Here is a 12779-nt window from a genome sequence, read left to right on the forward strand (position 1 = left end):
ACGGGGGAAAAGAAAATCAGGCCGGGCGCGGGCGCGCGCCGAACAGGGCCGTGCCGATCCGCACCATCGTCGCGCCGTGGGCGATCGCTTCCGGGTAGTCGCCGCTCATGCCCATCGACAGCGTATCCACCTGCGGGTACTGCGCCGCCAGCGCCTGGAACAGGGTACGCATGGCCTCGAAGGCCCGCGCGCGCCGCTCGGCATCCGGCCACGGCGCCGGGATCGCCATCAGGCCGCGCAGCCGCAGCCGCGGTTCGGCGGCGATGGCCGCAGCCAACGCCGGCACCGCATCCGGGCGGCAGCCATGCTTGCTGCCTTCATCATCGATATTGACCTGCACCAGCACCTCCAGCGGGGGCAGCCCGGCCGGCCGGTGGGCCGCCAGCGCCGCCACCAGCCTGGGCCGGTCCACGCTCTGCACCCAGTGGAAGTGGCGCGCGGCCAGCTCGGCCTTGTTCGACTGCAGGTGGCCGATCAGGTGCCACTCCAGGCCCAGCGCGGCCAGTGCGTCGATCTTGGCCACCGCTTCCTGCACGTAGTTCTCGCCGAACGCGTGCTGGCCCTGGGCGGCCAATGCCGCCACCGCGTCGGCCGGCTGGGTCTTGGACACCGCCAGCAGGCGGGGGGCTGGCCGGCCAGCGGCGGCGGCCGCGTTGTGCAGGTTCAGCAATATCGTCGGCAGGGGCAGCGCGGACACGGGCGTTTTCCGGTAGATCAGGAACGCTATACTGCCGCCCGGGGAAAGAACCTTCCAGTCGCAGCAGTCATGGGGAGTAGCAGCGCATGGATATCGCCGAACTGTTGGCGTTTTCCGTAAAGAACAAAGCGTCGGATCTTCATCTGTCGGCAGGCCTGCCGCCGATGATCCGCGTCGACGGCGATGTCCGTCGCATCAATATTCCGGCCCTGGACCACAAGCAGGTCCATGCGCTGGTCTACGACATCATGTCGGACAAGCAGCGCCGCGATTACGAGGAATTCCTCGAAGTCGACTTCTCGTTCGAGATTCCGTCGCTGGCGCGCTTCCGCGTCAACGCGTTCAACCAGAACCGTGGCGCGGGTGCGGTGTTCCGTACCATTCCCTCGGAAGTGTTGACGCTCGAAGACCTGAACACGCCGCCGATCTTCCGCGAACTGATCGACCAGCCGCAGGGCCTGATCCTGGTCACCGGCCCGACCGGTTCGGGCAAGTCGACCACGCTGGCGGCGATGATCGACTACATCAACAAGAACGAATACGGCCACATCCTCACCGTCGAGGATCCGATCGAATTCGTGCACACCTCGCAGAAGTGCCTGATCAACCAGCGCGAAGTGCACCGTGACACGCATGGCTTCAACGAAGCGCTGCGCTCGGCCCTGCGTGAAGACCCGGACATCATCCTGGTCGGCGAATTGCGCGACCTGGAAACCATCCGCCTAGCGCTGACCGCCGCGGAAACCGGCCACCTGGTGTTCGGCACGCTGCACACCAGTTCGGCGGCCAAGACCATCGACCGCATCATCGACGTGTTCCCCGCCGGCGAAAAACCGATGGTGCGCTCGATGTTGTCCGAGTCGCTGCGTGCGGTGATCTCCCAGGCCCTGTTGAAGAAGGTCGGTGGCGGGCGTACCGCCGCGTGGGAAATCATGGTCGGCACCCCGGCCATCCGCAACCTGATCCGCGAGGACAAGGTGGCGCAGATGTATTCGGCCATCCAGACCGGCCAGCAGATGGGCATGATGACCCTTGACCAGCACCTGCAGGACCTGGTCAAGCGCAGCCTGATCACCCGCAACCAGGCGCGCGAGTACGCCAAGGACAAGCGGATTTTCGAATAAGCAACGAGGCAGGGCAGGGCGCCCGGCATGGCCACCGTGGCCGCCGGGCGCCGGTTTTCTCCACCTACCGCTACGTTTCCGGAGTACACCGCGATGAGTACCACCACCATCGACTTCACCTCGTTCCTCAAGCTGATGGCGCACCAGAAGGCGTCGGACCTGTTCATCACCGCCGGCATGCCGCCGGCGATCAAGGTCAACGGCAAGATCTCGCCGATCACCCAGACCCCGCTGACGCCGCAGCAGAGCCGCGACATGGTGCTCAACGTGATGACGCCGGCGCAGCGCGAAGAGTTCGAAAAGACCCACGAGTGCAACTTCGCGATCGGTCTGTCCGGCGTTGGCCGTTTCCGCGTGAGCTGCTTCTACCAGCGCAACCAGGTCGGCATGGTGCTGCGCCGGATCGAGACGCGCATCCCCACCGTGGAAGAGCTGAACCTGCCGCCGATCATCAAGACGCTGGCGATGACCAAGCGCGGCATCATCCTGTTCGTGGGTGCCACCGGCACCGGTAAATCCACCTCGCTGGCGGCGATGATCGGCTACCGCAACCACAACTCGACCGGGCACATCATCACCATCGAAGACCCGATCGAATTCGTGCACAAGCACGAGGGCTGCATCATCACCCAGCGTGAAGTGGGCATCGACACCGACAGCTGGGAGGCGGCGCTGAAGAACACCCTGCGCCAGGCGCCGGACGTGATCATGATCGGCGAAGTGCGCACCCGCGAAGGCATGGACCACGCCATCGCATTTGCCGAAACCGGCCACCTGGTGCTGTGCACGCTGCACGCCAACAACGCCAACCAGGCGATGGACCGCATCATCAACTTCTTCCCGGAAGACCGTCGCAACCAGTTGTTGATGGATCTGTCGCTCAACCTCAAGGGCGTGGTCGCCCAGCAGCTGGTGCCCTCGCCGGACGGCAAGTCGCGCAAGGTCGCCATGGAGATCATGCTCGGCACGCCGCTGGTGCAGGATTACATCCGCGACGGCGAAATCCACAAGCTCAAGGAAGTGATGAAGGAGTCGGTGCAGCTGGGCATGCGCACCTTCGACCAGAGCCTGTTCGAGCTGTACCAGGCCGGTGAGATCAGCTACGAAGACGCGCTGCGCTACGCCGACTCGCAGAACGAAGTGCGCCTGCGCATCAAGCTGTCCCAAGGCGGCGATGCACGCACCCTGTCGCAGGGCCTGGACGGGGTGGAAATCTCCGAGATCCGCTGAGGCCTCCACCGCGGCACGCGGCCACCGGCAGGCCCACGAACCTGCCCGTGGCCTGCGCATGCCACCCGCTGGCGCACCGGATTCTTCTTTGGCATAGTCGCGCCGCGCCCCGATCGCGGGCGCGGTACCGGCCGCCGCCGGGCCACACCCTTCCAGGCAAGACCGCATATGGACATGCACAACCCCTACAAGCCGCCGGGCCAGGCGCTGCCCTCGTCGGGCCAGCCGATGTCCGCGCCCCTGCCGCCCGACCAGCGTGCCGCGCTGCTGCAGGCGAGCGACAAGCCGATGTACTTCGCGCCCTCCACGTTCAAGCTTGCCGCGATGTCGCTGGTGACGTTCGGCCTTTACACGATGTACTGGTTCTGGCGGAACTGGCAGGCCATCCAGCGCGAAACGGGCGAATCCCTGTGGCCGTGGGCACGTGCACTGTTCTGCCCGCTATGGTCCTTTTCCTGCTTTGCCCAGCTTGCCGACCTGGTACGCGGCCGCCGTCGTGAACTGGCCTTTCCAGTGGCGCTGCTGGGCATCGTGTTCCTCGTCCTCACCCTGGCCGGCCGGCTCGACAACGCCGCCTCCCTGCTTGCCTTCCTGAGCTTCGTTCCCTTGTTGCCGGTCAACGCGCTGCTGCGCCAGTACCATCGCGACGAACGCATCGACAGCACGCGACTGGACCGCCTGACGATCTGGCACGTCCTGATCCTCCTGGCAGGGGGCGGCTTGTTGCTGATGCTCCTGCTGGTGATCATCCTGGGCGAGGTGACGATCAACCTGCCTGAGGGCACGCTGAGCTGAATTGATGATCAGGGTTCATGACCGAGTGCGCCTGGACGCCTCCAATCCCGGTCAGGGCGGTCTGTATGGTGGCAGTCCATCCACCGCGCGCCTGCTGGGCGCAGGAGAGCTCCCATGCAATCACGAGAACTTGGCAACAGCGGCCTGCGCGTTTCCGCGCTCGGCCTGGGGTGCATGGGCCTGAGCTTCGGCTATGGCCCAGCCACCGAGACCCGCGCGGCCACCGCGCTGCTGCACGCGGCAGTGGAGCAGGGCGTCACCTTCTTCGACACCGCCGAGGCCTATGGCCCGTTCCGCAACGAGGAACTGCTTGGCCAGGCGCTGGCGCCGTACCGCGACCAGCTGGTGATCGCCACCAAGTTCGGGTTCAAGGACGGGCATTCGGATGCCGGCCTGGACAGCCGTCCCGAGCGCATCCGCGCGGTGGCCGAGGCCAGCCTGCAGCGGCTGAAGACCGACCGCATCGATCTGTTCTACCAGCACCGGGTGGACCCGAACGTGCCGATGGAAGACGTCGCCGGCACCGTCCGGGACCTGATTGCCGAGGGCAAGGTGAAGCACTTCGGTTTGTCCGAAGCCGGCGTGGACAATATCCGTCGCGCACATGCGGTGCAGCCGGTGGCGGCGCTGCAGAGCGAATATTCGCTGTGGTGGCGCGAGCCGGAGCAGGACGTGCTGCCGGTGCTGGAGGAGCTGGGCATCGGCTTTGTGCCGTTCAGTCCGCTCGGCAAAGGCTTCCTGACCGGCGCGATCAACGTCGATACGCAGTTCGCCGCCGACGACTTCCGCAACAGCGTGCCACGCTTTGCCGCCGAGGCGCGCCAGGCCAACCAGGCCCTGGTCGAGCGCATCAGCGCGATCGCCACCGCCAAGGGCGCCACGCCGGCACAGGTTGCCCTGGCCTGGCTGCTGTCGCGCAAGCCATGGATCGTGCCGATTCCCGGCACCACCAAGCTGCATCGACTGCAGGAGAACCTGGGCGCGGTGTCGCTGCAGCTCGATGCAGACGACCTGCAGCAGATCGGCGATGCGCTGGACAGCATCGCCATCGTCGGCGACCGCTACAACGCCGCGCGACAGAAGCTGGTGGCGCGCTGAGGCACGGCGCGCCCGCACCAACGTATCGACTTCCAGCGGACCGCCGGAAAGTTCAATCGACCCGCATTCAACAATGAGTTCGGCGGCGGAGTTCTCGGCGCTGTGTGAACGTCGTCTTCGGGCAGGATTCGAAGCGCTGCGCGAGCACTGAGCGATCACGGCAGCGGCGCGTCCGCGCCGCTGCCGCGGGGCCGGTCAGCCCCGGATGAAGGCCAGCAAGTCGGCATTGATCACCTCGGCATGCGTGGTGCACATGCCATGCGGGTAGCCCTTGTAGACCTTCAATGTGCCGTGTTTCAGCAGTTTGATCGACAGTTCAGCGGAGTCGGCGATCGGCACGATCTGGTCGTCGTCGCCGTGCAGCACCAGCACCGGCACGTCGATTTTCTTCAGGTCCTCGGTGAAGTCGGTTTCCGAGAACGCCTTGATGCAGTCGTAGTGCGCGTTGATCGCGCCGGCCATGCCCTGCCGCCACCAGTTGTCGACCACGCCCTGCTGGACCGGCGCGCCGGCGCGGTTGAAGCCGTAGAAGGGAATCGGCACCTCGCGGTAGAAGTTGGCGCGGCCGGCCGCCAGTTGCTGGCGGAACCCATCGAAGACCTCCTTCGGCGTACCGCCCGGGTTGGCCGCGCTCTTGATCATGATCGGCGGCACCGCCCCGACCAGCACCGCCTTGGCCACGCGGCCGGGTTTGGCCTGGGCCACGTAATGGGCCACCTCGCCACCGCCGGTGGAGTGGCCGATATGGATCGCATCGCGCAGGTCCAGGTGGTCGGCCAACGCATTGACGTCGGCCACGTAGGTGTCCATGTCATGCCCCCCGCTGGTCTGCGAGGAACGGCCGTGGCCGCGGCGGTCGTGGGCGATCACGCGGTACCCCTGCAGCAGGAAGAACTGCAGCTGGGTGTCCCAGTCGTCGGCGCTGAGCGGCCAGCCATGGTGGAACACGATCGGCTGGCCTTTGCCCCAGTCCTTGTAGAAGATCTCGGTCTTGTCGGGGGTAGTGAGGTAGGGCATGTCGTGGACTCCGGGCGAGGGAAGGGAGGCGCGGGACGGGGTGCCGTTTCATGCTGCGCAGCAGCGCGTTCAGCCGGCATGAAAGGCAGATGTCGATTCCGCGCCTGTCACGGCGTCATAGGTGCAGGACCGGCCATTCCGGCGGGTCGTCCAGCGAGGCAGCCAGCATGAGCGATACCCCGACAGTGAAGGGCCCGGCGTCCTATTTCCCCTCCATCGAGAAGACCTACGGCCAGCCGGTCGGGCACTGGTTGGCGCTGCTGGTGGCGCAGGGCGGCGCCCGGCACATGGAACTGGTGGCCTTCCTCAAGACCGAGCACGGGCTGGGCCACGGCCATGCCAATGCGCTGGTGGCACATCATCTGGCCGCTGCACGCGTGGGCTGAGCCGGGAGACAGGCCGTGCCGGGCGTGAAGCCCTGCGGCAATGGCATGCTGTGCGCCCTTGCCGCCGACAGGAGTCGACCCGCGATGTCGCGCCTCAACGAACTACGGGTGGATTCCAGTCCCGCGGTCAGCCGCCACGGGCGCGAGCCGGCGGGCCTGGCGTTTCGGGCCGACGCGTACCACGTCGCCGCGCTCTTCATGGCGGCCCTGGACCGCGATTACGTCCTCGATGGGGCAAGCCTGCTCACCCTGCAGTGCGGTCCGGCCGGCGACGAGCCGCGCTATGAGCGCTTCCCCGGTGCCAGCGTGGTCCGCGTGGACCCCTTCGATGTCGCCGCGCACGCCCGCGCCGATCCCGCCCAGCGTGAGCGCACCGTGCTGGCGCTGATCGAACAGCACGGCTTGGCCTTGATCGACCGCGTGGGGGCCGATCCGCAGCCGTGGCGGGCGGCGGCGGCCCGCGTCCGCGCCCAGGGCTTTCAGCTGGAGTCCGAGATGACGGGGCTGGGCCGGGCGCTGCCGGGCCGCGCCGGCCGGATCCGCGTTTATCGCTGCCTGGGGGCGGGCTTCGGCGAGCGCTGGGAGGCGCGCGTGCTCGACCGCAGCGGGACCGTGATCGCCTGCCACCCGATGCGCGCGCCCGCCGCGCTGGACCAGCGCGACTGGTTCAAGCGCTCGGCCTGGGAAGCGGGGGCGTTCGTGGTGCGCCAGCGCCTGGGGCAGCGCGTGTTCTCGCTCGCGTTGCCCACTGAGGAGGCGCCCGCGCACTGCTGGTCGGCCCTCTGAATCGATTTCACCTGCAACTGTCACGCTGATCGTGTCTAATACCGCTCCCCACGTACAGCCCCCACCCCCATGTCCCTTGATTCCCATGGCCCCGCGCCGTGCGACGACGCTGACGGCCACCTGGTCACCGCCGGTCCGCTGACCCCGCCGCCGGACAGTGCCGGTACCGTCGCCGACGACAAGGCCCTGCGCCATTCGGTCGCCGAGAACGTGCAGGGCATGATCCTGGCCACCTTGGTGGCCTCGCTGGGGCTGGCCATCTTCGCCAAGGGCGGGCTGATGATCGGCGGCATGGCCGGGCTGGCCTTCCTGGCGCACTACGCGTTCGGCTGGAATTTCGGGCTGGTGTTCGTGCTGGTCAACCTGCCGTTCTACTGGGTGGCGGTGCGCCGGATGGGCTGGGAGTTCACCCTGAAGACCTTCGCGGCGGTCACCGCCTGCGGCGTGCTCACCGACCTGCTGCCGCGCTGGGCCGACTTTGCCCACATCGCGCCGCTGTACTCGGCGCTGGTGGGCGGCGCGCTGGCCGGGCTGGGCATCCTGTTCTACATCCGCCACCGCGCCAGCCTGGGGGGCATCGGCATCCTGGCGGTGTACCTGCAGCGCACCCGCGGCTGGAGTGCCGGCAAGGTGCAGATGTCCTTCGACACCCTGCTGATGTGCGTGGCGTTCTTCGTGTTGTCGCCATCGCAGGTGATGTACTCGGCGATCGGTGCGGTGGTGCTCAGCCTGGTGCTGATGTTCAACCACCGCCCGGGCCGCTACATGGGCGTCTGACCGGCCGGTTACCGGCCCGGGATGGCGCCCAGCGTCTGCAGGCGCGCATACACCGGGCAGTCCGGGCTGTGCGCGCCGGGCAGGTAACCCAGGCTCATCAGGAACTCGCCGGTGATCTCGCCGCCGGTGAAGCGGAACGTCTTCTTGAACAGTTTCACCCAGGCCGCCTTGTCCTGCGGGTGGTGTGCATCCAGCCACGCCGCGAAACTGCCATGGCTGGCCCGCAACTGCTGGATCACCTGCGCGTTGTGGACCGCCGCGTGCACCTTGAGCCGGTTGCGGATGATCCGCGCGTCGCCCAGCAGGCGTTCGATGTCGCGTTCGCCGTAGGCGGCGACCGCATCCACATCGAAGCCCGAGTAGGCCGCGCGGAAGCCCTCGCGCTTCTTCAGGATGGTTTCCCAGCTGAGCCCGGCCTGGTTGATCTCCAGCAGCAGGCGCTCGAACAGTACGCGCTCCTCGCGCTGCGGAAAGCCGTATTCGTGCTCGTGGTAATGGCCGTGGACCGGATGGCCGGGGGCGATGAGGCAGTAACCACTCATGGGCGGGGTTCCTTGGGGACCGATTCGTTGAGGCTCTGCTGCGGGCCACCGTCGAGCGAGAGGCGGCCCCAGCGCGGCGGGCTCACCTCCAGCACGCCGTCCCGCACGCTCTGGTTGGCGCGCGCTGAGGTGTGCTTGCCCTGGACCGGGAACTCCACCTGGCCGGCATCGCTCCACGCCGCTCCCTGGCGTGCATGCACCTTGCAGCGCGGGCCCAGGTAGCTCTGCAGCTCGCACAGCAGCATCTCGTCGACGCCATCGGCGTCGAGGTCGCGGCGCAGTGCCGCGCACGCGGTGTCCAACCGCAGGCACCTGCCCACGTCCACCTGCCGCGCCAGCAGCGCGCGCCACCAGTCCGGATCGGGCGCGGGCGTGCCCTTGGCGAGCGTGATGTGCTGCTGCAACACCACCGGGTCGGTGATGGTGAGCCGCTGTTTGTAATCCTGGTCCCAGAAATGGCGCGACTGCTTTGCCAACGCGGCCGCGATGATGCTGCGGGCACGGGCGTCCTGGCTGAAGGCGGGGTCGTGCTGGAGCGCCTCCAACGCGCGTGCGCCACGTCGGCCGAGGCCGAAGCGCAGGGTTTCCGCATCCATCACGTCGATGGCCGGCGCACCTGCCTGGAGGCGTGCGACCTGGCTGTTCACGCTCAGCCGGATCGGGTCGAGCAGCGGTGAATTGGCCAGCAGGGCAACGCCCAGCACGCACAGGCACATCCAGCGGTTGACCGGCTCGATGCGCTGCAGCCAGTGGTCACGTGGGCGTAGCACGGCCAGCGCATAACCCACTGCGTACCCGGTCACCAGCAGCGCCACCAGCAGGGCCCAGGTGCGGTCCAGCGTCCAGCCGTACTGGCCGATGCGCAGGCCCATCGCGTACAGCGCCAGGCCTGCGTAGACCGGCAGCGCGAGCAGGCTGGCACCGATGAAACGACGCAGCCAGGCCGGGTAGGGCGGGCTCGCGTTGTCGTGCTGGTAGACCGCGTTGACGAACACCACCAGCAGCAGCGACAGCGTCAGCAGCAGGCCGGCGGCCGAGCGGGTCCGCCACAGCGGCTCCAGGCCGGTGAACGGCAGGCTCAGTACGAAGGTCACCGCAATCAACGCCAGCAGCGGCAGCAAGCCGCGCCCGACCGCGAACACTACCGACCGGATCATCTGGATGGCGCGGTGCTGGGTGCGCCCGATCAGCACGCCGAAGCCCATCAGGCTGCCGGTGGCCAACGCGATGAATGCGTCCTCGCGGAACAGGGAGCGGAAGAAGTGGATCTCCACCAGCACGAACAGCTCCGCCCACAGCCACAGCAGCAGCCAGGTCAGGCAGGTGAAGGCCACGGCCAATGCCAGGGTCAGCCCGTTCTGCCACGCCCGTTCGAACAGGGCCGCGTACGGGGCGTGCCAGTGCCCTTCCTGCAGGCGGAACTGCCACCACGGCAGGCTGACGAACGCGGCGATGGCCATGCTGATCGAGAACGGCATCAACAGCCCGTCGTGGTCCAGGCCTGGCGCGTCGCCGCCGACGTTCCAGCCGATCCAGCTGGCCAGGCCCAGCACCAGTACCGAGGCCAGCGCGGCATGCAGCCACAGGCGGCGATCGCGCAGTTCCACCAGGGTCAGCGCGATGGCGGTGGGCACGGTCAGCACCCAGCTGTACCAGCGCACCCGGTTGCCGATATCGTCGAACGGCCAGCTGCCCGTCGCCGTGTCCGCGGCATACAGCATCAGGCCCTGCAGCAGGGCGATCAGCACGATCGCACTGCGCGTGGTGGTGGGGAGTGCCGGACTGGCATGCATGTGGGCGGATCCTTCCGGGAAAGCACGCATGCTAGCCGAGCGCTCACGCCCGTGTCCCGGGCGCAGCGGTTAGAATGGGACCCATGTCCGAGCTTTCCACCTCTCTCGCCCATCACCTACTGGTCGCGTTGCCGTCGCTGACCGATCCGACGTTCGCGCGCAGCGTGGCGCTGATCTGCCAGCACGACGACAACGGTGCGATGGGCGTGCTGGTCAACCAGCCGTCCGAATACACGCTGGGTGACGTCCTCGCGCAGATGGAGATCGTCACCGACGACCCCGCGCTGCGCGGCCAGGTGGTGCTCAACGGCGGTCCGGTGCACCCCGAGCGCGGCTTTGTCATCCATGACGACGCGCGCGACTGGGATTCCAGCCTCGCGGTGGGCGAAGGCGTGTACCTGACCACCTCGCGCGACATCCTCGAGGCGATGGCCCGTGGCGAAGGCCCGCGCAATGCGCTGGTCACCCTGGGCTGTGCCGGTTGGAGCGAGGGCCAGCTGGAAAACGAGCTGGCCGAAAACAGCTGGCTGGCCGTGCCGGCCGATGCCGACCTGCTGTTCAGTACCCCGCTGGACCAGCGCTGGCAGGGGGCCGCGTCGCGGATCGGCGTGGACCTGTTCCGCCTCACCGACTACAGCGGCCATGTCTGAGCCGGCCGCGCCAGCGCCCGCCGCAGGCACGCCCGCGACCATCCGCCGCGATGGCACGGTGCTCGGTTTCGATGTCGGTTCGCGCCGGATCGGCGTGGCGATCGGCAGTTCGTTCGGCACCCACGCACGCGCCATCGCCGTGGTGGACGTGCATGGCAATGGGCCGGACTGGCTCGCGGTCGAGCGCCTCATCAAAGAGTGGCGGCCCGACGGCCTGGTGGTCGGCGATCCGCTCACCCTGGATGGCCAGGACCAGCCCAACCGCAAGCGCGCGCAGGGGTTCGCCCGCCAGCTGCGGGAACGCTTCAAACTGCCGGTGGTGCTGGTCGACGAGCGTTCCAGCTCGGTCGAGGCGGCGCGCCGGTTCGCCGTCGAGCGCGCCGAAGGCCGCAAGCGTCGCCGCGATGCCGCCACCCTCGATGCCGTGGCCGCCGCGGTGATCATCGAGCGCTGGCTGTCCTGTCCCGACGACGCCACCCCCGTTTCCTGACTCCCCAGACCCTGCCCATGACCGCCTCGCAACTCGATTCCGATGGACGCCTGCGCCACCTGCTGACCCTGGAAGGCCTGCCCCGTGACACCCTGTTGCAGTTGCTGGATCGCGCCGGCCAGATCCGCGATGCGGCGGTCGGGCGGGTCGGCAACAAACGCCACGTGCTGGGGGGCTCGGCGGTCTGCACGCTGTTCTTTGAACCGTCCACGCGCACCCGCAGCTCGTTCCAGCTGGCTGCCCAGCGGCTGGGGGCGGACGTGCTCAACTTCGATGCGTCGACCTCGTCCACGCGCAAGGGCGAGACCGCCTGCGACACGCTGAAGAACCTGGAAGCGATGGGCGTACGCGGCTTCGTCGTGCGCCATCCCGATGACGGCGCCGTGGCCCAGCTGGCCGCCGCCGCAGGCGAGGGCACCGCGTTGATCAACGCCGGCGACGGCCGCAGCGCACACCCCACCCAGGGCCTGCTGGACATGCTTACCCTGCGCCAGGCCAAGGGCAGTGATTTCTCGAAGATGAAGGTGCTGATCGTCGGCGACGTGAAGCACTCGCGGGTGGCGCGCACCGACCTGCACGCCCTGCGCACGCTGGGCGTCGGCGAGATCCGCGTCTGCGGCCCGCAGTCGCTGCTGCCCGACGATGACACCCTCAAGGGCTGCATCGTCGGCCAGGACTTCGACGCCCTGCTGGAGGGCGCCGATGCGCTGATGATGCTGCGCCTGCAGCGCGAGCGCATGGAAGAAGGCCTGGTGCCCTCGATCGAGCAGTACCACGCGCAGTACGGCCTGGACGCCGCGCGCCTCAAGCGCGCCGGCACCGATGCCGCCGTGCTGCACCCCGGCCCGATCAACCGCGGCGTGGAAGTCACCGACGAAGTGGCCGACGGCCCGCAGTCGTGGGTCCTGCGCCAGGTCGCCAACGGCGTGGCCGTGCGCATGGCGGTGCTGGAAACGTTGCTGGGCTGACGCCCGCCAGCCGGCGTCGCGACAGCCCGCGGTGTTCTGGGCAACGGCCGGCTCCCCGCGCAGTCGGGTCGCGTGGAGCCGGCCAACCGCCGGCACGACCCGTCCATCGGCCCGCCGCACCCCACGCAGCGGGAGTCTGCGATCTGTGCGCACCTGCCCGACGCGACCGGATGACCCGGAATGCCGTCAGCGCGCCGCCGCAGCGACGCGTGTGTCCTGACCGCGTGGTCGTGGCTACCCGATTGCCATAACGCGCCGTGGCATCCCGCCCACTCATTCCACCCAGGTGTGCTGGACGTCGTGAAGCACCGTGCAACCCAACAGGGTGGCCGCCGCGTCCGGGTCCTCGCACCCGCGCCTCTGAGTGCGGCAGACCAGCGTCAGGACGTCGGCCGGCCCAGGCAGCGCGCAACGGCCGACGCGCAG

Annotated in this window: 14 protein-coding genes; 10 read left to right on the forward strand and 4 right to left on the reverse strand. The window is 68.2% G+C overall.

Annotation, left to right across the window (positions count from 1 at the left end; all coding sequences use genetic code 11):
• Positions 1-16: 16 nt before the first annotated feature.
• Entirely contained in the window at positions 17-697 is a 681-nt protein-coding gene (locus tag AC06FD_RS06985; RefSeq protein WP_478077417.1) for a YggS family pyridoxal phosphate-dependent enzyme, read from the reverse strand.
• 86 nt (positions 698-783) lie between these two features.
• On the opposite strand from AC06FD_RS06985, the gene AC06FD_RS06990 reads away from it, so the two are divergent.
• The 4 genes from AC06FD_RS06990 (at position 784) to AC06FD_RS07005 (ending at position 4944) form a co-directional block, all read left to right on the forward strand.
• Positions 784-1821, forward strand: a complete 1038-nt coding sequence (locus AC06FD_RS06990) for a type IV pilus twitching motility protein PilT (protein ID WP_256775698.1) — start codon at positions 784-786, stop codon at positions 1819-1821.
• A 93-nt stretch (positions 1822-1914) separates the two neighbouring features.
• The gene (locus tag AC06FD_RS06995) at positions 1915-3051 is read left to right on the forward strand and encodes a PilT/PilU family type 4a pilus ATPase (protein ID WP_228886758.1); all 1137 of its coding nucleotides are present in this window, start codon (positions 1915-1917) and stop codon (positions 3049-3051) included.
• Between the two features lie 174 nt (positions 3052-3225).
• A complete protein-coding gene (locus AC06FD_RS07000) occupies positions 3226-3846 on the forward strand; it encodes a hypothetical protein (RefSeq protein ID WP_478077418.1) in 621 nt (206 codons plus the stop codon).
• A 114-nt stretch (positions 3847-3960) separates the two neighbouring features.
• Positions 3961-4944 carry an aldo/keto reductase gene (locus AC06FD_RS07005; RefSeq protein WP_478077419.1) on the forward strand — a complete coding sequence of 328 codons (984 nt, stop codon included), beginning with the start codon at positions 3961-3963 and terminating at the stop codon, positions 4942-4944.
• A gap of 195 nt (positions 4945-5139) precedes the next feature.
• On the opposite strand, the gene AC06FD_RS07010 is transcribed toward AC06FD_RS07005, so the two are convergent.
• Positions 5140-5961: an alpha/beta fold hydrolase gene (locus tag AC06FD_RS07010; protein WP_478077420.1), complete on the reverse strand. Its 822-nt coding sequence runs from the start codon at positions 5959-5961 to the stop codon at positions 5140-5142.
• Positions 5962-6128: 167 nt separating this feature from the next.
• Here AC06FD_RS07010 and AC06FD_RS07015 point away from each other — a divergent pair, with 167 nt between their 5' ends.
• The 3 genes from AC06FD_RS07015 (at position 6129) to AC06FD_RS07025 (ending at position 7910) form a co-directional block, all read left to right on the forward strand.
• Entirely contained in the window at positions 6129-6347 is a 219-nt protein-coding gene (locus tag AC06FD_RS07015; protein ID WP_394163908.1) for a DUF4287 domain-containing protein, read from the forward strand.
• A gap of 84 nt (positions 6348-6431) precedes the next feature.
• A complete protein-coding gene (locus AC06FD_RS07020) occupies positions 6432-7133 on the forward strand; it encodes a hypothetical protein (protein WP_478077421.1) in 702 nt (233 codons plus the stop codon).
• 69 nt (positions 7134-7202) lie between these two features.
• A complete protein-coding gene (locus AC06FD_RS07025; RefSeq protein ID WP_478077422.1) occupies positions 7203-7910 on the forward strand; it encodes a YitT family protein in 708 nt (235 codons plus the stop codon).
• Between the two features lie 8 nt (positions 7911-7918).
• Here the strand turns inward: AC06FD_RS07025 and AC06FD_RS07030 are convergent, their stop codons facing one another.
• The gene (locus tag AC06FD_RS07030; RefSeq protein ID WP_394163905.1) at positions 7919-8452 is read right to left on the reverse strand and encodes a DNA-3-methyladenine glycosylase I; all 534 of its coding nucleotides are present in this window, start codon (positions 8450-8452) and stop codon (positions 7919-7921) included.
• On the reverse strand, positions 8449-10245 hold the full coding sequence (locus tag AC06FD_RS07035) for a DUF4153 domain-containing protein (protein ID WP_478077423.1): 1797 nt from the start codon (positions 10243-10245) through the stop codon (positions 8449-8451). Before AC06FD_RS07035 ends, AC06FD_RS07030 begins: the two co-directional genes overlap by 4 nt.
• Positions 10246-10328: 83 nt before the next feature.
• Between AC06FD_RS07035 and AC06FD_RS07040 the strand changes: the two genes are divergently transcribed.
• Genes AC06FD_RS07040 through AC06FD_RS07050 form a run of 3 tightly spaced genes read left to right on the forward strand, consistent with a single transcriptional unit; the run spans position 10329 to position 12353 of the window.
• Complete coding sequence (locus tag AC06FD_RS07040) at positions 10329-10895, forward strand: YqgE/AlgH family protein (RefSeq protein WP_259203640.1); 567 nt, start codon at positions 10329-10331, stop codon at positions 10893-10895.
• Positions 10888-11385: a Holliday junction resolvase RuvX gene (ruvX, locus tag AC06FD_RS07045; RefSeq protein WP_259203642.1), complete on the forward strand. Its 498-nt coding sequence runs from the start codon at positions 10888-10890 to the stop codon at positions 11383-11385. The genes AC06FD_RS07040 and ruvX overlap by 8 nt, the downstream gene beginning before the upstream one ends.
• Positions 11386-11402: 17 nt before the next feature.
• Positions 11403-12353 (forward strand): aspartate carbamoyltransferase catalytic subunit, encoded by a 951-nt coding sequence (locus tag AC06FD_RS07050; protein WP_394163902.1) that lies wholly within the window; start codon positions 11403-11405, stop codon positions 12351-12353.
• Positions 12354-12779: the final 426 nt, after the last annotated feature.

This window comes from Stenotrophomonas sp. Steno-Z1, from assembly GCF_056393175.1.